Raw genomic sequence first — 19,591 nt, 5'->3', positions numbered from 1 at the left:
TTACTCCTTGTTTCAATTTTCCATTTTCAATTCCTAAAGAGGTGTTTGAACTGGTGCGAGTAGAGTTTCGACAGTCCTTGGCGGTTGTCGATGGCATCTCCCACAACGATCATGGTGGTGAGGGTGAGATTGTTTTCTTTCACGATCTTTGCTAGGTTTTGCAGTTCTCCCCGGTATATCCGTTCGTCTTTCCACGTGAGGTGGTAACAAGCGGCAACGGGGGTTGTCGGGGGATAATGTTGCATCAATTCGGATTGGACCTGATCGACGATGGAGGCACTGAGGAAGATGCACATGGTGCTTTGTGAACGGGCGAGCAGGTGTAATTTCTCTTTCTCCGGCATGGGGGTACGACCTTCTCCGCGGGTGAGGATGATGGTCTGCACTTTATCCGGGATGGTAAATTGGGACTGCAAGGCGGCAGCGGCGGCAAGGAAGGAGGAGATGCCCGGTGTGATATGGTAGTTCATCCCGTATTCATCGAAAAATGCCATTTGTTCCTGTATTGCCCCGTATATACAGGGATCTCCAGTGTGGAGACGGACGATGAAAAGTCCCTTGTCGTAGAATGCTTTCATCAAGGCGAATTGTTCTTCCAAGGTCATAGAGGCGGAACTGCGAACAGTTGCACCGGGTTTGGCGTAATATGTGAGCTCCACGGGTACGAGACTGCCGGCATAAAGGATGAGGTCGGCTTGTTCCAAAAAGTGCTTACCTTTAACGGAGATCAGTTCCGGGTCTCCGGGGCCGGCTCCGACGATCTCGATGAATCCCTGGCGTTCGACAGCACGGTCCATGGCAACGGCAAAAGTAAAGTCATTGCCTTCGCTGAGTTTACCTTTCTGTTTTTCAAGGACAAGCCGGGTGTTGCCGGATGTTTTCAGCGCACAAGCTTCGGCCACCCCGGGTATGCTGGTCACGTCAAGTACTTTTGCGGAAGGGTTGGGGACCTCAATGCCTTGCAGTTCCTCGGCGGTGTAAATGTGGAGTTCAGTGTTGTTATCCCGTACCAGCTCATGGATGAGCGGTTCGTCTTTTTTGAGGTCGATGGTCGACACGCTTTTTAGGGATAAGGGGGATAAGCCTGTGTTTTCAAGGGTGCGGAAGATGTGCTTCTGAATGCCCAACGGGGAACACCCCCGGCGGCAACCGACGCCAAGATGCAGTATGGCGGGACGATAATACAGCGTGGGGATGGAGGTTGGGTATATGTAGGGGGTGACAGCGATGAGGGCTTCGAATTGCTGTTGGTCGATGTCATCGAAGTGGTAAAATAAACTCACGTGTTTCGGGGCGGTACGTTCCATGAAACGGGTTCCTTCGTCTTTTATGTCCAACAGTAACGCTACGGGACGGGTGTTGACGAACGTTGAGATGACAGTGTTCAAGGGAGAGGTGGAATTTGCTTTCCAGCCGTACGTTTGTCCCAGCGTGTCCAAAGCCCAAAGGTCGTTGTTATCGCTTTGCGTGGTGATCACCGGGTTTGCTCCCAGTATGGCGGCCAAGCGAAGGGTCATCCGGTTGGCCCCACCGATGTGACCGGAGAGAACAGATATCACGTGATTCCCGGAGGAATCAATGTTGATGACGGCGGGGTCCGTGTATTTGGAGCGTACACAGGGGGCGATGGCTCGTACGCAGATACCCAACGCCCCAATAAAAACGAGGGCATCAAAACGGGAAAATTGCTCGGAAACGAACGTCTGGATGGAAGTGATCGGGGTGCAGTGTTCCCGTTCCACTGTGGAATAGAGCTCGGCACCGGGAAGTTCCTGTCGTATGGTGAGAGCTAGTTTTGCTCCTTGATCGGAGGCGATGATGACGGCAATTTTATTCATAGGATGATCTTTTTTGTGCTTTCATGATTAATATAGGGTTGTGGTCGTCGATGGTCACGTGTTGGGTTGCGGCAAGGGTAAGCCCGTGGTGCTTAACGGCATTGATGAAGAGCTCCCGACTTTGCTCGGAGACGGAATTGAAGACAATGACGCCATCGGAAAGCAAGTGTTTGCTTACTTTTCGAATGATTTCATCCATCTGTCCCCCGTGCCCCCCGATGAATACGGCGTCGGGGGCGGGAAGGTCGTCCAGTTCCGCCTGCAGAAAATTACCGATCCGGGTGATGATGCCGGGCGTCCCGAAACGCATGCTGTTTAGCTTCATCAACCGTTCACCTTCGGGGCGTTGTTCAAAGGCTGCGATCTTTACATGTGGGAACTGGAGTTTCGCCTCGATGGAGACGGAGCCGGTGCAGAACCCGATGTCCCACAGGGTGCGGCGGGAACGAAGGTCTAGTTGAGCTAACGAGAGTAAGCGGATGGGTGCTTTCGTGATCATGTTGACCCGGCCATCGAGTAACTCAAACTCGGATTCCGGAATCCCGAAAGGACGAGGACGCACGTACGTGCGTTCGAGGATGAGGCAATTGGGATGGCGGAAACAGGTGGCCTGAGCTTCTGCGATGGATTGTGTACGAACGGTTTCCGTGCTGCTGCCAAGTTCTTCTCCCGTGTGTATGATGTAATTGTCGTAGCCGTATTCAAGCATACGTTCGGCGATGCTGGTCGGTGTATGTTCTCGGTCTGTAAGTACGCCAATCTTCTCTTGCCCCTCGATCAGCGCCCGATCGAATTCATGCCACGGTCTCCCGGTGAGAGAAACAACGTGCATATCGTGGTAAGGGAGTAAAAGACGATGAGCCAATGTTTGCAACGAGTTGAACGTGGGAATCACCGAGATCACCGCATCGGGAAGGCGTTTGCGCACCGTGTTGGCAAAACCGAAAAATAGCGGATCCCCGGAGGCAAAAACAACGATGTCGGAATGGGCTTTGTACTGGCGGAACACGTCGTCCAACGGTACGGTAATGTCAATCCACAGGTGGTTGTCCGGTAAGTATTTACGCATGATTTCGTGATGCCTTTTTCCCCCGGAGAACACGAAGCCTCCGGCAATTGCGTTACGTGCCTGTTCGGGAAGTTCCTGTTGGGCATTATCGTCTATGCCGATGATGATGAACGTTGTCTTCGGTGATGTCATGGGTGGATGGGTTGCAAGTTTAAAAAATCGTAAATCATAAATCGTAAATCACAAATCGTAAATCGTAAATCAAAGATCCCTCCCTGGCCTCAACCGAGCAGCATCGTCAAAACACAGAATGGCGTTGACGAGAGTGGCTGCCAGGTTACTCCCTCCTTTGCGTCCCTCGATAACGAGTTTGGGCAGACGGGTAAAGGATTTCAACATATACTTGGATTCCCGTACGTTGACAAAACCGACCGGGGCCCCGACAACCCCGACAGGATGTACTTTGTTCTGACGCATGAGTTTACACAGTTCCATAAGTGCCGTGGGGGCATTACCGAAAACGTAAAGGGCTTCCGGGTGTTCTTCCGCGGCAAGGCGGATACCTGCCTGCGTGCGGGTGATTTTCAGACGGGATGCCATTTCGGCTACACGCGGATCGTCGAGATAACACTTCACTTCGATCCCGAGGCGTTCTAGGGCTCCCTTGCGAATACCGGATGCCGCCATGGTGACATCGGTGATGATCGTGCGGACGTTGCCGTCGTGTAACGCGGCATGGAGGGTTTCCACGGCATTGTTGTCGGTGTAGAGGATATTCTCCATGTCGAAATCCGCGGTGGTATGGATGGCGTGCAACAAGGCCCACTCGCGACCGAGCGGGATGTTCTTGTCCCTCAGTTCGGATTCGATGGTACGGAAACTGCGCATCATGATCTCTTGACCGATGCCGACGTTTTCCGAAGGTTGTTCCCGGTAGTAGCCGCGGGGGGTGATGATTTTATCGTCCCACGTATAGGATTGGGAGTTCCCGATGATAACGATGGTAAACATATCAATCTCCTCCGGGTTGAAATCGAGGAGAGTCGTGACGTTGACTTGCTGTTCCTCTCGTCCGGCTTGACGGATGTACCCGATGGGGGTTTCCGGTTGGCGGTGTTTGAGAAACAGCTCTTTTAGTCGGTACAACTGCCAGTAGCGTCCTTCGCTTTTAGGATTATAAACAGCGGTAACAAAGTCCGCCGCTGCGGCTGCCTCAATCCGGCGTTCTATCTTTTCCCACGGAGTCATCAAGTCTGATAGGGAGATGATGCAGAAATCGTGTCCGATGGGGGCTCCCAGTAGAGCGGCTCCTTTTTGAAACGCGCTGATTCCGGGAAGGATTTCAACCTCTACATCGCACCCTTTTTCCCGTTTCATTTCAAGAACGAGGGGAGCCATACCGTATATTCCGGCATCTCCGGAACTAACAACACAAACAGTGTGCCCCTGTTCCGCGTATTCGAAGGCAAGGGCTGCCCGATCCTTCTCTTTTTTCATGCCGGTGTCGATGCATTCCGTTTCGGGACGAACGATGGACCGGATGAAGTTGAAGTAATATTTATAACCGACCACAACGTCCGATTGCATGATGGCCGTACGAACGGCGGGGGTAATGTCTTCTTCGCTACCCGGCCCGATGCCGGCGACGAATATTTTTCCGTGATTCATTATATGTAGCTTTATTTAGGCAAAATTACGTATTTAATTTTTAGATTTGATGATTTCCCCGCTTTATTCTAGATTTTATCAGCCGGATGATGTATTTCACCGAAAGCACGATTCCCGTGAAGGAAACAACGGCTCCGCCAAGGAGAAGAGTCCAGATGACCACGGTCCATAGCACCGGACGTTCGACAAGAAATTTGAAGTCAAGGGTGTGAAGACCGCGATAGAGCCAGCGTTTCCAGCGTCCATTGGTATCGTAGTGGACAGGACGGAAGGATTCGAGGTTGTAGTAATAACAATCCTTCACCTTGTTGTCAAACGTAACCTTGTAGACGGGGAGCGGCAGAGAATGACGACGGGACAGGTAGTAGTTGTCGTACTCGTTCATCTTGGTGATGGTGTAGTTGGTCGAGTCCCCGGCGAGGCGTTTGACAGCAGCAAAAATCATCTCTTCCGTAATGTGGAAAGGACGGATCGTGTCGGCAGAGGCATCTAAAATCACTTCCCGGCTGACCGTACGGAGGCGGTAGAGAGGAATACCTTGGTAGTGGGTCCACTCGATGCTCTTGACGGGATCACCCGGTGTGGTCGTGAGGGCGATGGCTTTCCGGTAGTCGAGTGCGTAGTCGGCGGGTGACGGGGCTTGTCTGTCAGCCGGGTTTTGTCGGAATCCGCGGGATTCCTGCTTGCCGAAAATCCATGAGGGGAGCGGGGCCATGGACATGTAGCCGCTCAGTATCCACGTGAAGACAAATATGCCAAAGAAAAAACCCGTGATGTGGTGCCACTTGAACCACGGCTTTTTGTACGGGGAACGAAGAAAGCCTTTCCGGCGGGCGAGCCAATAGGAGCGTATGCCAAGAACGAATCCGGTAAAGCACATGAACATACCGAGATAACATGCCCAGTACATGAATTGGGTCCACAAATTCTGGTTGCTCCGGATAACGGTGAAGTACACCCAGTGGGGAATGGCCCCGCACCATGCCCAAAAACGGTTGTCGGAGTTGGTAAACTGCAGGATGTTGGCTGTTCGGGAAGAGACGTAAAGCTGATACTTCTCCGGGCCGTCGAAGTAGAACTTATAGATGGGAAACTCCCGTTTGTATTGGGCGAAAGGAATCCACTGGTCGAGCGCGTGTAGCGTATCCACCCGGGAGATCTTTCGGTCGGCACACCAGCGTTTGGCCCTGCTTTCGCAGAGGGCGTAGTTGATAACGGGAGGTACGACATTCGTATCCGCGTACAACTCGATGCTTTGACGTCCACCGCCTATGCTGAATACGGGATCTCCATAGGGGTTGTTCAAAGAGAGTCCTCGGGTTGGTGTTTTGGCCGGGAAACGGAGTAACACGTCCTGTATGGCCGGTAAGTTATTCGTGTCGAGGATTTCCGCACGTGTAAACCGATCTTCCTGGCTTACCCAGGGAAAGAAGTGATAGATCATCACGATTCCGGATATGAACCATGAAAAACACAGGATACAGAGAAGTAACCCCAGTATCCTGTGTAGATGTATAAATAGTCTTGTGAACATATGATGTTAATCTATATCGTCCGTTTTCTCGTATTTCTTTTTCTTTACGGTAATATCTTCCCGTTGATGTTTGGAAGCGAATTTCACGTGTTGGATGAAAAGTTCCTGTATGGCGGGATATTCACCTAATCCTTTGAGTACAACGTTTACCTTGTATCCTTTCTTTTCCAGTTCTTCTTTCCAATCTCCGGCGATATCATTTTTCGCGTGATCCCCGGCCACGAACATGAACGGGATCAGGGTGACTTCTTTGGCCTTGTTGTTTTCCAATTCTCGGATCACGTCGTCCATCGTGGGATAGCCCTCGATGGTGCCCACGTGATAATTCTTGTGTCCTTGGGCTTTCATCACGTAGTCAAGCATTCCGTAGGTGGAGTTCGCGGGGTGATAGGTGCCGTGGCAAACAAATACGCAATCTCCTTTTGTTTTCCCTTGAAGAGAGGCCGCGATGGCTTTCACGGTGGCTTGATAGTCCTCCGGCGAATGGAGAAGAGCCGTCCCCAGACGGATGTCTTTAAATTTTTTACTGTATAAAGCGACTTCTTTTTGCAGGGCTTCCATTTCAACTCCTACGATGATATTCGTGGGCTGGATGATCAAATGGGTATAACCGTCTGCAATCAGTTTGTCCATGGCTTCCATGGGATTGGGTTTATTCATTCCCTTTTCTTTCAGCCGACGCATAATCATGCGGGAGGTATAGGCTTCGCGGACTTCTACACCGGGAAATGCCTGTGCCACTTTTTTATTGATTGCGTCAATGGTTAATGCCCTGGTATCATCATGAGTCGTTCCGAAATGAACCATGAGAATGGCTACTTTGTCGTTGGGACCGAGATTCTTGAAAATGTCGGAATGTCTGAAACCACCGTCGCCGTGGGCGAAAGTGAATGTGTTTGTCAATAAAAAGAGTGCGATTAATAGGTTCTTCATGATGTTTTTTATTTTGTGAAACGGATAATTAAACTTGCAAATAGTGTTCTGCCCGGGTTTAAGGTGGCATAGTTTACCCCGCTTGGGCGATCGTCGGTCCAATCGAAGAGGTTGTCAATCCCCGCGTTGATTTCGAAGAGAAAATTCCCTACAGGGGCAAAGGTGTGCGTGGTGGCAAAATTCCATAGCTGATACTTGGGCGCACTGACATCGGTGTAGATATCTTCTCCCGTTTTCTTGTCTGTTGTCTTTTTGTAAATGTATTTTGAGCCTTGTATTCTTCCGTTGACGTTAGCCCGAAGGGTGTATTTATTCCACTCGTGACTCCATCCGGCACGGAATGTTGCGGCATGTCTTACCGATTCACTTAAGCGATGGCCGGAATCATCGGCCGCGTAAACGCAGTTGTAAGAACCGGCTGCGGAGAATCCGGCTCCCAGGTAGCTATTGGCCGAGATGTCGAAACCTTTGATGCTGGCTTTGTCTAAGTTTTGGTACATGTTGTGGGTCTTTATCCCGTTGGCTTTCTCTTCGTCCGTGGCACCGATATCGTATTTTTCAATAATGTCTTTTACATCGTTGATGTATCCGTTGGCAGAAATATTCAGGTATTTACCGGCATATTCCACGTTAATGTTGTAATAATTTGCTTTTTCAGGTTTCAAGTCCGGGTTCCCGACCGTGATTGCTCCCCGGTTTTCATAATCGTAATACAATTCTTGAATGCTGGGGGTTTTGAACCCGGCGGCATAGGAAGCTCTGAAATTGAAATTCCCTAAAGTGTACATTAGGGCTATTTTGGGGGTAAAACTGTTTTTGAACATTTCGTTGTACACGTAGCGAAAGCCTGGCAGAATTTGTAAGTTTTTCCAAAGGCGTATTTCATCTTGGGCGTATAAGGCAAACGTGTAAATTCCTTCCGGTTTCTCGAGATTCCCCGGGTTTTTCATGTAATCGTTCGTGTATTCCGTTCCCACGGAGATCTTATTGTAGTCTCCGAGTTTGAATACCCCTTTCAAGTTTGCATTATAATATTTTTGGCGTTTCGTTAATTCTTCATCTCCCACGCGGAAAGTGGTATCCTTTTTACTGACTTGTGCCACCGTGTATAGTTTGTTATACTCGTAATTATCCACGTAAAAGTCGAGAGAGAGATAATCCGTCTCATTTAATTGATAACGCCCTCCGGCTCCGATGTTGTAATCCATGTAGGTCAAATCGTAGGTGTATCCCCCGTCATTTTTTGTTTTTTCTACCGGACGGATTACTTTCCGATCAAAATAGCCTCCTTGGGCGTATAGTTTTAACTGTTTTGTCGGAGAATAGGTGAAATGTTGGTTGACAATGTTGGTGTAAAACCTGCTGGAAGCTTCTCTTTTGGAAAGAATTGCCGTGTCGCCATCCAGTTCGTAAGGGCTTAATTGCCAGCCACCCATCTGGCGTCTTTGATATGAGGTGGAAGAGGTGAACTTTCCAAGATTCAGGTCCACGTTGGCGTTTTGTGAAAAACTGGATTCGCCTCCGACCCGAGTTTTAGATTGCACGTTAACCGGATCCTTGGGGTGCTCCGTGATCACGTTAATAACTCCGGCAATGGCATCGGAACCGTAAAGTGCAGACGCGGCGCCTTTTAAAATCTCGATCCGCTTTACTCTCCCCATGTCGATGCGGGCAAGGTCTGTATTGTTGGACACATCCCCGGCAACTTTCTTCCCATCCACAAGGATAAGGATATATTTGTTGCTCATGCCATTTAGTGTGAAGTAGGATCCCATGACCGTGGGGCGAATGTTGAACGAAGGATTTAACAGTAGTAACGCATCTTCAAAGGAGTTTACTCCCGCGTTCTTTAGATCGGTGCCACTGATCACTTCAACGGGAACGGGAGAATCTTTTAACCGCCGATGTGTTCCCGTGCCTGTTACTACAACCTGATTGAGGTTTACCGGGGTCGCCACAAGGCGGAACAGAATGTCCTCTTTATTCCCATTTACTTTTATGGAACTGACGTCATAACCCGAGTAACTGGCCCGGAGCGTGTATGTACCTTCGGGTACTTTTTCAAGAATGAATTCACCCTTGTTGTCGGTGGCAATTCCGATGCTTGTCCCGATTAACCGAACATTCGCACCGATAAGTGCTTTCCCGCTTTTGGCATCAATGACTCGTCCCTTCAATGTGATCTGTCCTAACGAGGTACTTACTAAGGCTAACATGAATAACGTGGTCAGCACTGCAATTCTTTTCATTATAATGGTGTTTTTAAAGTTTATAATAGTATTCCTGGCCCCGGGAACACGCTATTACCTGTATTTGTCTTGGCAGGTCTCCTGACTAAGCCTAAGAAAGATACCTTCCCGCCCTTTCGGACAGTGGTGTAAGAACCTTTCTTTGAATCTCTTTTATGGAGAAACAGGCATCACAGTAGCGGGCACTGTGCCGGATTCTGACCGGCTTCCCTTTTGTATGTTAATCGAGCATTAACACAGCACCTAAGACATCGCGAATGTATGTATTTTTTGGTAAAGGGTAACTTGTTTTATGCTGATTTATATTGAACTCACGTAAATATTAAAAAAATGTAGTACTTTTGCGCCATGTTTTGGTGCGGAGCCTTCGGTCATGGAGGTAACGCTTAATAGGGAACCCGGTGTGAATCCGGGACTGTACCCGCAGCTGTAAGTTCCTTTACAAGGGATTTTGTACTTTAAATGTCACTGGTAATACCGGGAAGGCAACAAAATCCGGAACAAGTCAGAAGACCTGCCGAACATGAAGAACCATAGCTTTCGGGAAAAAAAGCGAGAGGGAAAATATATTTTACCTTAGACTCATATTGCCTTGAAAACTATGTTGATAATGCTTTATTCATTATTAATATATAGTTGTATGAAAAAAGTTGTTGTATTGGCATTATTGCTGTTTGTGTGCGTCGGTTCGCTTCTCGCTCAAGAGAATGACAAGCGGACGAAGAAAAGTATCACGGACTCGTTGTTCCGTATCGAGCAAGTGAACGTGATGGAGAAAAAGAAGAAAATTGATTTGTTGGGATTAGATGTGCCTTTGCGTTTCGTGCCGATAACGGTGAGTAAGTTGTCGAGCCAGATGCTGGATCGGAAAGGCATCGTGGATTTGATGGATGCCGTTAAGTTTTTGCCGGGAATTGTAGCGAAAGACAAACAATACGGTCAATTCCAGCAGTTTTCTATTCGCGGGCAAGGGAGTGCGGTTGTTATGATTGACGGGATTCGTGACGAGCGGACGTTGAATAATAACGTGCCTTACGGGGATTTGGCTGCCGTGGAATCTATCGAGTTGCTGAAAGGACCCGCCGCTATTTTGGCCGGACATTCGGCCATGGGGGGTGTGTTGAATATCGTGCGCAAGAAAGCGTCGTCTGATTTTTCGGCTAACGCCCGTATCAGTTATGGTAGTTGGGATGAGAGACGGGCTACTCTCGGATTCGGGGGCAAGCTCGTGGGGCCTCTTGAGTATCGTGCCAATGTTAATTATTCAACGGGTGACGGTTGGCGTGAGGTGAATGCAAATCGTTTCTCCGTGTATGGCGCTTTGGGTGCTGATTTGGGAAAGTGGGGACGTGTTGACGTGACCGGTAGCTATGCCGATGACGATTACACGACCGAGATCGGGGCTGCTCCCGTGATGCCCGGTGATATGTTCTACGTGGATGGGGATAAACCGTATGCCTTGAAAGGAGAGCGTCACCCGGAGGCTGATTATCGGGAGGTCTACAATGATTTCGCCAACAATTACATGAAGCGGAAAGTATGGGATATGTCCGTGTCGTACGTCTATCAGATCACGGATTGGATGAAATTGAAAGAACGTTTTTCTTATTTCCATAGCGATTTGGATTATCATTGTATCGAGGGGCTTTCGTACCGTACTTCTAAGGATCCGATATACAAATGGTATTATAACAAGTCGGAGACCGAGAAAGTGTATGTTGACCTGGATACGGTTCAGCGTGGAAATGCAGCTCGTCTGAATCCGTTGAATTTTAACCCGGATCACAAGAACGTGAATAACACGATCGAGTTGACAGGTAAGTTCGAGACGGGTTCCGTGTTACATAATTACACGTTGGGATGGGTATATAACTGTTTCGATTTTGCCCAATATAACGGTTACGGGAAGGATGATTTGTGGGGACCCGGTTTGGATGCCCTTTTACCCGTGCGGAACCCGCACATCGTGCAAGGATGGTGGGATACGAAAGTTTCTGCCGTTTCTCTTCGTACGGAAAGAACGCATGGAATTTATTTGCATGACGTGATCGAGTTCAATGACAAATGGAAGATGATGGCATCCGGACGGGTGGATTTGTATAGTCGGAAGACATCGAGTGCCACGATTGACAACGGTAAGCAGAAGTATGAAACGAAGAATAGAAAAGAGTGGAAAGAGGTGGAGACCTCGGCGTTCACGTATCGGGTGGGAGTCGTGTATTTCCCCATGTCTGAATTGTCATTCTACGGTTCTGTTTCTTCTTATTTCAATCCTGTGACGACAACATATAGTCCTACCGTGATGTATTTGGATCGCAAGGGTAACGAGTTCAACCCTGACGAGAATGGCGGCGAGGTGTTCAAGCCGGAGAAGGGGTATTCCACGGAAGTCGGTGTGCGCTATACCTTGAACGAGATGGTGGATATAAATGCAAGCGTGTTCTATATTCGTAAGTATAACATCGTGAAGAGTTTGGGCGACACGACTGTTTTGGTTGACGGCGTGGCCACGGAGAAGAGTATCCGGGGACAAGTAGGAAGGGCTGATTCCCGCGGTTTTGACGTAGAGGTGGTCGTGCGTCCTTTGCCGACGTTGCAGATTACGGGAGGACTTGGTTGGTCTGATTATCGCTTGAGGGAGATTGCCGAGAGCGGACGTTTCTCGAAGTATAAAGAACAGAATAAAAATGTGCGTGCCACGGGAGTTCCTCGTACGACCTTTTATGCTTATGCGGACTATATGATTCCCCGGGGGATATTTAAGAATTTATCTTTCCATTTAAGCGGGAATTTTAAGGATAAGGTGTTTAGAAATGTAGATAATCGTCTTTACGATCCGGCTTTGTGGTTGATGGATGCCGGTATTTTTTACACGATAAAGAATCATGTGACGTTGGCTTTGAATGTCAATAATCTGTTTGATAAGGAGTATTTCGAGAGAACTACGATTATGGGAAAACCCAGGAATTATCAAGCGTCGGTTTCTTATACTTTTTAAGTAAGAGTATCTTTTGTGAATAAGGTCTTACCCGGGAATACGAATAATAGTGTATTCCCGGGTAAGTCATATTATATCATGTCGCGTTGTAAACCCATGGCATATATGCGGATGGAGGGAAGTAACTTCGGTGCACCTTCGGCGCGCATGGGGTGTTTCTTCGCTCGCCGACCGAAGATGTGCCGGGAGCGTACCTTAAGCGAAAGGAGGGAGACGCGCCTGTTTCCCCTTATTACAAGGGTACTTCCTGAGGTTTGGCCCCTTTCTTGTTTTTAACCGGGAGACGTGAGTATTTTACGCTTCTTTTTATACTTTTGTAGCAGACAATGAAATCATTAAATATAAAGAGATGAGAAAAACAGTATGTATTTTGTGTGCCCTTCTTTTCGCGGGTACGATGATGTCCTATGCGCAACAAGACACGATAAAGCCGGAAGGATATAAATTCACGGATGTTAAAAGATTGCCCGCCACTTCCGTGAAGGATCAGTATCGTGCGGGGACTTGCTGGTCGTGGGCAACGTCCTCGTTCCTGGAGTCGGAGATGATGAGAACGGGGAAGGATTCGGTGAATTTGGCAGCGATGTATTTCGTGAAGCATGCTTATTCGGACAAGGCTGAAAAATATGTCCGCTTGCACGGGGTGCTGAATTTTGCGGTAGGGGGAGCTTCTTCGGATGTTACCAATATGGCAAAAAAATACGGGATTGTGCCTCTTGAGGTGTTTCAAGGGTTGAACTACGGGGAGCCGAATCACGTGTTCGGGGAGATTGATGCCGTGTTGAAAGCTTACGTGCAGGCCGTGGTGGAGAACAATAACAAACGGTTGAGTACGGCTTGGAAACGGGGATTTGATGCTATTCTGGATACTTATCTCGGTCCGGAGCCGGAAAAGTTTGAATACCAAGGGAAAGAATATACGCCACAGACTTTTGCCAAGGAGGTAGTCGGGTTGAACATGGACGATTACGTGAACCTGACCTCTTTTACACACCATCCGTTCTACACGGAGTTTGCCGTTGAGGTTGAGGATAACTGGTCGTGGGATAAGTCATACAATCTTCCGCTGGAAGAGTTGATGCAAGTGATGGATTATGCTATTGATAACGGGTATACCTTTGTATGGGGTGCTGACGTGAGCGAGAAAGGATTTGCCACGAAGGATGCGGGGGTTGCCGTGATTCCGGCAATGGACATGAAGGAGATGAGCGGGGCGGAGATTGCCAAATGGGAGAAGTTGCCGAAAGGACAACAGATGATGGATGCCTTCAGGCAAGGTCCGGCTCCCGAAAAGACGATCACGCAGGAGATGAGACAGGAAGAGTTTGACCGTTATCTGACGACGGATGATCACGGAATGCACATTATTGGCAAAGCGAAAGATCAGAACGGTACTCCTTATTTTATCGTGAAGAATTCTTGGAACAAGTATAACAAATTCGGTGGATATTTCTACGCTTCTTATCCTTATGTGGCTTTGAAGACGATGGATATCATGGTTCATAAGAACGCTATCCCGAAGGCGATCAGGAAGAAGTTGGGAATGAAGTGATTTTAGATTTCGGATTTTAGATTTTGGATTCCGGCCGCACCAGCCTTGTGCGGCTGGAATTTAAAATCTAAAATTTAAAATCTAAAATCCCCAATTAGCGCCCTGGTTCGTGTGTGGCATACACGCTGTCCAGTAATTGGCGTCCCAGGCAGGGCCGATAATGTGAGCCTTCGTAGTAATTTCGTATCTCATTTGTGTATTGGTTGATACCTGAAAAGTCATACACGTTTTCAGCTCCGAATATTTCTTTCAGTTGCTTCACGTCTGCCGGGTTCATGCGTATTTGTTTGTATTCCGGGTTGATGATAATTTTACAATTCGTGTGGTGGGATTGGAATACCTTTGCTATTTCTGATAACAGTTTTATTTGTGGTTTCATGAGTACCGGGGGATAAGTCTGGTCCTGACCGGAACGGGGACGAAATCCTTTTTTGTATTTTTCCCAATAGGAATCGCCCAATTCTGCTATTTCTTTTTCCCGCGGGTTCCATAAATCGTTTGTTATTGTGTTGCGAGTGTTTTTATCCGGATTCACGATGCCCATCATGTAGGGACGATATTGGTGGTATATCCGGTAATCCATATAAGGAATCATAAATTTGGGATTAAAGAATTGTTGGGCGAATTGGGATTGAAATTTGAATTTATTCATCCCGCAAATTTCCGGAGGAAGCAGGTGCATATACCCCGTGGATAATTGGTATTCCCGTAACAGGGTGGCATCGACGACGAGCAGGACATTGGCAATATGTTTCTCTTCCTTGTCAAGTGCCATCACTTTCCGGTGGACGGCAGCCAGTCGTTGTGCTGTCCCGTATAGTCGGATGGCCCTGCCCCCGTTGAGGTATTTTTCCCAGTCGGAGGTTAGAAATGCCATCGTGCAGGAATTTCCTAGGATGAAGGAGTCGAAATGCAGGGAGTCCCGGTAATTCTTGTATGTCTTCCAGCCGATGTAATCCTCGTTCAGGAAGATCGGGTCATTGTCATATTTTTTATATTCTCGCACCACCTTGAAGGGGTCGTCGTAGAAATAGAACCCTGCGAGGACGAAGAAGGGAACAAGAAAAAGCACGCATTTTAATATGAATCCTTTGAAAGTTCTCATGGCTAAAACTGTAAATAGATGAAATCTTCAGAACCGAATTGTCCGAATAGGAACATGAGTAGCACAAGCAGGTAATAGATGCTCCAACGTATGATTCTGTGGCACCGGCTCAGGGCTTGTAACAGGTCCCGTTTCGACATAAAGTACTCGTACAGGAAAAGCAGTACGACGGCAACCCCGGCGACGATACATTCTTGGTCGGTCATCCCTAGTCGCAACTCCTTGATGGAGGTGTGCATGTTGAAGGAGAGGTGACTGATCATGTACCCGGCATCGGATAGCAAGGGTAGGCGGAAAAACAACAGGGAGAACGCGAAGAGTAGGTACGTCCGGAGGATGGAGTAAACCCCGAACACGTGTTTGCCCACGCTTGTTTCCACCTTGTTCCTATAAGCTACAGTTACCATTTCGTAACTGATGATAAGTCCTTGGATTAACCCGTAGATCACGTAGTTCCAGCCGGCCCCGTGCCACACGCCAAGCAACACGAAGGTGACCACGAGGGCGTAGACGATGCCCCATTGTCCCCAGTACCGTTTATTTGCCGCGATAGGTTGGTAGAGGTAATCTCTAACCCAGAAGGAGAGGGACATGTGCCAACGCCGCCAGAAGTCGGTGATCGTTTTTGCCACGAATGGGCGATTGAAGTTAGGAGACAGGCGATAGCCGAACATCATGGCCCCACCGATAGCCATGTCCGTGTAGCCGGAGAAGTCGGCATAAAGTTCGATGGGGTACAATAATCCGGTAAGTAATAGTTGGGCTCCCGAAGCGTCCTGTACGGAAGCGAATATACTGTCCAGATGCGGGGCCAGTCGATCGGCAATCAAGACTTTTTTCATCAAGCCGAGCAGCATGAGTTTCAGTCCGTAGGTGACCGTGTCGTAGTCGAAGTGTTTCTCGATTTTTAACTGCGGGAGCATGTCGAAGGCCCGCTCGATCGGTCCGGAAAGAAATTTCATGAAGAATAACATGTAGAGCGTAAAGTCCGGTAGTGAGCGTTCGGGTTCTTCCTCTTCCCAGTAAACATCAATAAGGTACCCGAGGGCTTGGAAGGTGTAGAACGAAATGCCCAATGGGAAGAAGACGGAGGTGATGGCTCCTTTCCAGTCCACGCCAAACCAACCCAGTAGTACGGCAATGTTTTCCCCGATGAAATTGAGGTATTTGAACGCAACGAGGAACAGGACGAGAAAGACGATACCCCCGATGAATACTCTCCGGCGTTTATTTTCTTGCTCCTGCATCCCGATCCAACGTCCCCAGTAGAAGGTGATTGCCGCAATGAGTGCGGCTATCAACAGGTATGCAATGTTGAAATAACCGATAAAAATGCAGCTGGCGAGTAACAGGACCGGTTTCTGGTAGTTGCCTTTTACCGTGTAGTAAAGAATTAGGCAACAGGTAAACAGGATAATAAACGGTAAAGAGAGGAACATCATAGGCTACTTCTTTTTAGCTTGAATGGATGCGCATAGGTCTCCCACGTGTTTGAATTTCAGTATTTCACGTAGGCCGAAACGAATGTTGTAATGTTTTTCAATGGCCGTGATAAGGCGCATGTTCGTCAGCGAATCCCATCCCTCCACGTCTTTTGCCGTGGTTGCGGGGGTTAACGCGATGTTTTCGTTTTTTAAGATGTCGCGAAAGATCGTGTCCAGTTCGCGTAAGATTTCTTCGGTTTCCATAGTTTTTATATTAATGTTGTTAATGCTTTCCGGTCAATTTTCCCACTGGTGTTTAACGGGAATTCTTCTAAAAAGTGAATTTCCGTCGGTAACATATAGACGGGTAAATGTTCTTTCAGGTAGTGGAGTAATGCTTCCCGCTCGTGGGAATCCGTCCCGACAAACAAGTGCAGTTGGCATCCCCCGTCGTCCTCTTTCTTGGGAATGACAACGGCATGGGTCTCGTTTGGGAAGAATTTCTTTGTCCGGTATTCGATCTCGCTGAGTTCGACTCGGAAACCTTGCACTTTGACTTGGTAATCTTTACGTCCTCGATAGATGATGTCCCCGTCAGAATCGACGGAACAGAGGTCGCCTGTTTTATAGTATTCTTTCCCGTTGAACCGGGCAAATACTTGTCGGGATTTATCCTCATCCTGCCAGTAGCCTCGCATGACTTGTTCCCCGCTTACCCATAATTCTCCTTGTTCTCCTTCTGCCACGGGCATTCCCTTTTCGTCCATGATGATGGTTTCAAGTCCGCTAAAGGGACGACCGATGGCGATCATTCCGTTGTGTTGTTTGCAATTTTCGGGAGGAATTCGGTAAGCCGTGCAATAAATCGTAGCTTCTGTGGGGCCGTATAAGTTTACGAACTCTGCATTGGGAGCGCAACCCCTGAAGCGTTGAAGAAGATCGGCATTGGCCGCTTCTGCCGTCACGATAAGATATTTTAGTTTCGGGACATGGATCTCGTCAAAGTAGGGAGATAGGAATTGTAACAGAGAGGGAGGCATGGCCGCGAAAGTCAGTTCTTCGTCTTCCATCAGTTCGTATACTTTCATGTATTTCAATTGGTTTGTTCCCACCGTGTAGACGCTGGCTCCGAGGGTTAGCGGGTAGAGGGTGGATACAACCGAGACGTCGAATGTCAGTTCGAACATTTGCAACATTCGATCTGTCGGTCCCAGTTGCCAGCCCAGTTGGTGGTAGGCCGTATAGAAAGCATTTAGATTTTTTCGGCTGATCGGGACTCCTTTGGGTACTCCGGTACTTCCGGAAGTGAAGATGATGTAAGCATTCCTGTTTTCATCTTGTACTTGTTCCCAGGCTGCATGTTCCCTGTCTTCATCCCGCAGCTTTACTGTCGAAATACATGTTATCTCGGTGGGGAGTCCTTGGCGTGTGCGGGAGTCATGACCGTACAAGACCTGTTTCATGCCGGTAGCCTCCGCGATGTTCCTGTTCCGGCTGTCCGGGTAGTTGGGATGGAGAATCACGTAAGTTTTCCCGGATAACAGTACAGCCAAGATAGAGGCGTACGTTTCGATACAGTCTTCCGCGATGATTCCGATAATGTCTTCCGGACAGTCTTGCACGAAAGGCATTATTCCCCGTACTCGGGCAAATACCTCTTGGTAGGTGTAAGAGGTGTCATCAATTACAAAAGCTACATAATCCGGGTAATTTTTGTAAGCCCGGACAATGTCTTTAAGCATGTCCATTTTCTTCATAAAATCATTCCTTCATACTTGAGGCGGCTTCCGGTGTCCATTCGAAAGCTTATGATATGTAATTACCTCAACTATCGTAATGCCACAAAAGTAGGTTTTTATTTGAAACATTCAGTGTTATTATCTTTTATTATTTCAAGAAGTTTTATCTTTGTGCGTAAATGCTGAAAGAGATGAAACAAAAACCGTTAATCATGATCGGGGCTGCTACTTCCGGTTGCGGGAAAACGACATTCACGTTAGGTCTGTTGCGATTGTTGCGGAATCGGGGAATGAAGGTACAGCCTTTTAAGTGCGGACCGGATTATATAGATACGAAACATCATGCGATGGCCGCGGGGGAGGAATCCGTGAATTTGGATACTTACATGGCATCGAAGGCACATGTGCAGGAGTTGTATGCCCGATATGGAGCGGCGAGTGATGTCTGTGTGACGGAAGGCGTGATGGGGTTGTTTGACGGGTATGACGGGATGAAAGGGAGTAGTGCGGAGATTGCCGAGTTGATAGGGATTCCCGTTGTGCTGGTACTTAACGCAAAGTCCACGGCTTATTCCGTGGCTCCGGTGTTGTATGGTTTTAAGCACTTTTATCCGGCCATCCGGGTTGTCGGGGTCGTGTTTAACTTCGTGGCGTCGGAGGCGCATTACGTTTATTTGCAACAGGCTTGTGCGGATGCCGGGGTGGAGGCTTTGGGGTATATTCCGAAAGATGAGAGTATTGTTATCCCGTCCCGGCATTTGGGGTTGTCGATTGATGAGAGGTTTTGTTTTGATGCGTTTGCGGATCGGGTGGCCGAAGTGATCGCGAAGACGGTGAATGTTGATCGTTTGCTGGAACTTTGCACGGTGGAATTTCCCGGGGAGCAGGCAGAAGACGTTCTTTGTCCCGGAAATAGGAAGATTGCCGTTGCCCGGGATGAGGCATTTAATTTCATGTACCGGGAGAACGTGGAAGCCTTGAAGCGAGCCGGAGAGGTGGTGTTTTTTAGTCCGCTGCGTGATAAAAGTTTGCCGGATGCCGATCTTGTCTATTTGCCCGGAGGGTACCCGGAATTGCATTTGCCTGAATTGACTGCTAACGAGGGGATGCGGCAGTCCGTCCGGGAGTATTGCGAGGCCGGGGGACGGGTATTGGCGGAGTGTGGGGGAATGATGTATTTGTGTGACTCGATTACAGATAGTGATGGGAAGGTTTACCCCATGGCAGGCGTGTTGAAACAAGGGGCGACGATGGAGCAGATGAAATTGAAATTGGGCTACCGGGAAGTTCGTGTGAACGATCAAAGCGTTCGGGGACATGAATTTCATTATTCTAGAGTATTGTCAGGAAAGGAGAAAATCCCCGTGATGGGCACGGTATATAATGCCAAGAATATGGTGGTTGACACGCCGGTATATGCCTATAAGAACGTCTTGGCAAGTTATATCCATTTTTACTGGGGCGAGTGTGGAGTGGATCGTTTTTTAATGTTATTAGGACAAAGATGACAAAATGTCTTAAGTTTTATTTTTAATGACATAA

Annotated in this window: 13 protein-coding genes and 2 riboswitches; of the genes, 3 read left to right on the top strand and 10 right to left on the bottom strand. The window is 48.2% G+C overall.

Translation table 11 applies throughout. The annotated features are described in order from the left end of the window. Window positions 1-26: 26 nt before the first annotated feature. The 6 genes from cobM to D8S85_RS10805 all read right to left on the bottom strand — a co-directional run bounded on the left by cobM (window position 27) and on the right by D8S85_RS10805 (window position 9,231). On the bottom strand, window positions 27-1,838 hold the full coding sequence (gene cobM / locus D8S85_RS10830; RefSeq protein ID WP_106480723.1) for a precorrin-4 C(11)-methyltransferase: 1,812 nt from the start codon (window positions 1,836-1,838) through the stop codon (window positions 27-29). Further along, window positions 1,831-3,039 carry a precorrin-6y C5,15-methyltransferase (decarboxylating) subunit CbiE gene (gene cbiE / locus D8S85_RS10825; RefSeq protein WP_127075052.1) on the bottom strand — a complete coding sequence of 403 codons (1,209 nt, stop codon included), beginning with the start codon at window positions 3,037-3,039 and terminating at the stop codon, window positions 1,831-1,833. Before cbiE ends, cobM begins: the two co-directional genes overlap by 8 nt. Window positions 3,040-3,108: 69 nt before the next feature. Next, window positions 3,109-4,515 (bottom strand): precorrin-3B C(17)-methyltransferase, encoded by a 1,407-nt coding sequence (cobJ, locus tag D8S85_RS10820; RefSeq protein WP_106480721.1) that lies wholly within the window; start codon window positions 4,513-4,515, stop codon window positions 3,109-3,111. Window positions 4,516-4,555: 40 nt separating this feature from the next. Further along, on the bottom strand, window positions 4,556-6,049 hold the full coding sequence (locus D8S85_RS10815; protein WP_106480720.1) for a PepSY domain-containing protein: 1,494 nt from the start codon (window positions 6,047-6,049) through the stop codon (window positions 4,556-4,558). Window positions 6,050-6,055: 6 nt separating this feature from the next. Further along, window positions 6,056-6,982: a sirohydrochlorin cobaltochelatase gene (locus D8S85_RS10810; RefSeq protein WP_106480719.1), complete on the bottom strand. Its 927-nt coding sequence runs from the start codon at window positions 6,980-6,982 to the stop codon at window positions 6,056-6,058. An 8-nt stretch (window positions 6,983-6,990) separates the two neighbouring features. Beyond that, window positions 6,991-9,231, bottom strand: a complete 2,241-nt coding sequence (locus D8S85_RS10805; protein WP_106480718.1) for a TonB-dependent receptor — start codon at window positions 9,229-9,231, stop codon at window positions 6,991-6,993. A 54-nt stretch (window positions 9,232-9,285) separates the two neighbouring features. Beyond that, a riboswitch (cobalamin riboswitch) is annotated at window positions 9,286-9,493 on the bottom strand. Window positions 9,494-9,567: 74 nt separating this feature from the next. Further along, window positions 9,568-9,767, top strand: a riboswitch (cobalamin riboswitch). A 104-nt stretch (window positions 9,768-9,871) separates the two neighbouring features. On the opposite strand from D8S85_RS10805, the gene D8S85_RS10800 reads away from it, so the two are divergent. Both D8S85_RS10800 and D8S85_RS10795 read left to right on the top strand, forming a co-directional pair. Then, window positions 9,872-12,229, top strand: a complete 2,358-nt coding sequence (locus D8S85_RS10800) for a TonB-dependent receptor (RefSeq protein ID WP_106625075.1) — start codon at window positions 9,872-9,874, stop codon at window positions 12,227-12,229. A gap of 349 nt (window positions 12,230-12,578) precedes the next feature. After that, the gene (locus tag D8S85_RS10795) at window positions 12,579-13,781 is read left to right on the top strand and encodes a C1 family peptidase (protein ID WP_106480717.1); all 1,203 of its coding nucleotides are present in this window, start codon (window positions 12,579-12,581) and stop codon (window positions 13,779-13,781) included. 94 nt (window positions 13,782-13,875) lie between these two features. Here D8S85_RS10795 and D8S85_RS10790 read toward each other — a convergent pair whose 3' ends face one another. From D8S85_RS10790 to D8S85_RS10775, 4 genes are read right to left on the bottom strand one after another with little or no spacing between them, the layout of a single operon-like run. Beyond that, the gene (locus tag D8S85_RS10790) at window positions 13,876-14,886 is read right to left on the bottom strand and encodes a histidine kinase (protein ID WP_106480716.1); all 1,011 of its coding nucleotides are present in this window, start codon (window positions 14,884-14,886) and stop codon (window positions 13,876-13,878) included. Window positions 14,887-14,888: 2 nt separating this feature from the next. Then, window positions 14,889-16,328 carry an MBOAT family O-acyltransferase gene (locus D8S85_RS10785; protein ID WP_106480715.1) on the bottom strand — a complete coding sequence of 480 codons (1,440 nt, stop codon included), beginning with the start codon at window positions 16,326-16,328 and terminating at the stop codon, window positions 14,889-14,891. A gap of 3 nt (window positions 16,329-16,331) precedes the next feature. Beyond that, entirely contained in the window at window positions 16,332-16,574 is a 243-nt protein-coding gene (locus D8S85_RS10780; protein ID WP_106480714.1) for an acyl carrier protein, read from the bottom strand. Window positions 16,575-16,579: 5 nt separating this feature from the next. Next, window positions 16,580-18,067 (bottom strand): amino acid adenylation domain-containing protein, encoded by a 1,488-nt coding sequence (locus D8S85_RS10775; protein WP_106480713.1) that lies wholly within the window; start codon window positions 18,065-18,067, stop codon window positions 16,580-16,582. 173 nt (window positions 18,068-18,240) lie between these two features. Between D8S85_RS10775 and D8S85_RS10770 the strand changes: the two genes are divergently transcribed. Next, the gene (locus D8S85_RS10770) at window positions 18,241-19,557 is read left to right on the top strand and encodes a cobyrinate a,c-diamide synthase (protein ID WP_106625074.1); all 1,317 of its coding nucleotides are present in this window, start codon (window positions 18,241-18,243) and stop codon (window positions 19,555-19,557) included. Window positions 19,558-19,591 lie beyond the last annotated feature (34 nt).

The sequence above is a fragment of the Butyricimonas faecalis genome (assembly GCF_003991565.1).
Lineage (GTDB): Bacteria > Bacteroidota > Bacteroidia > Bacteroidales > Marinifilaceae > Butyricimonas > Butyricimonas faecalis.
This window is presented reverse-complemented; position numbering and strand designations above follow the sequence as displayed.

Excerpts from the sequence above, each read along its gene's own strand:
- cobM (WP_106480723.1), bottom strand. The coding sequence starts at position 1,838 with ATGAATAAAATTGCCGTCATCATCGCCTCCGATCAAGGAGCAAAACTA.
- cbiE (WP_127075052.1), bottom strand. The coding sequence starts at position 3,039 with ATGACATCACCGAAGACAACGTTCATCATCATCGGCATAGACGATAAT.
- cobJ (WP_106480721.1), bottom strand. The coding sequence starts at position 4,515 with ATGAATCACGGAAAAATATTCGTCGCCGGCATCGGGCCGGGTAGCGAA.
- D8S85_RS10815 (WP_106480720.1), bottom strand. The coding sequence starts at position 6,049 with ATGTTCACAAGACTATTTATACATCTACACAGGATACTGGGGTTACTT.
- D8S85_RS10810 (WP_106480719.1), bottom strand. The coding sequence starts at position 6,982 with ATGAAGAACCTATTAATCGCACTCTTTTTATTGACAAACACATTCACT.
- D8S85_RS10805 (WP_106480718.1), bottom strand. The coding sequence starts at position 9,231 with ATGAAAAGAATTGCAGTGCTGACCACGTTATTCATGTTAGCCTTAGTA.
- D8S85_RS10800 (WP_106625075.1), top strand. The coding sequence starts at position 9,872 with ATGAAAAAAGTTGTTGTATTGGCATTATTGCTGTTTGTGTGCGTCGGT.
- D8S85_RS10795 (WP_106480717.1), top strand. The coding sequence starts at position 12,579 with ATGAGAAAAACAGTATGTATTTTGTGTGCCCTTCTTTTCGCGGGTACG.
- D8S85_RS10790 (WP_106480716.1), bottom strand. The coding sequence starts at position 14,886 with ATGAGAACTTTCAAAGGATTCATATTAAAATGCGTGCTTTTTCTTGTT.
- D8S85_RS10785 (WP_106480715.1), bottom strand. The coding sequence starts at position 16,328 with ATGATGTTCCTCTCTTTACCGTTTATTATCCTGTTTACCTGTTGCCTA.
- D8S85_RS10780 (WP_106480714.1), bottom strand. The coding sequence starts at position 16,574 with ATGGAAACCGAAGAAATCTTACGCGAACTGGACACGATCTTTCGCGAC.
- D8S85_RS10775 (WP_106480713.1), bottom strand. The coding sequence starts at position 18,067 with ATGAAGAAAATGGACATGCTTAAAGACATTGTCCGGGCTTACAAAAAT.
- D8S85_RS10770 (WP_106625074.1), top strand. The coding sequence starts at position 18,241 with ATGAAACAAAAACCGTTAATCATGATCGGGGCTGCTACTTCCGGTTGC.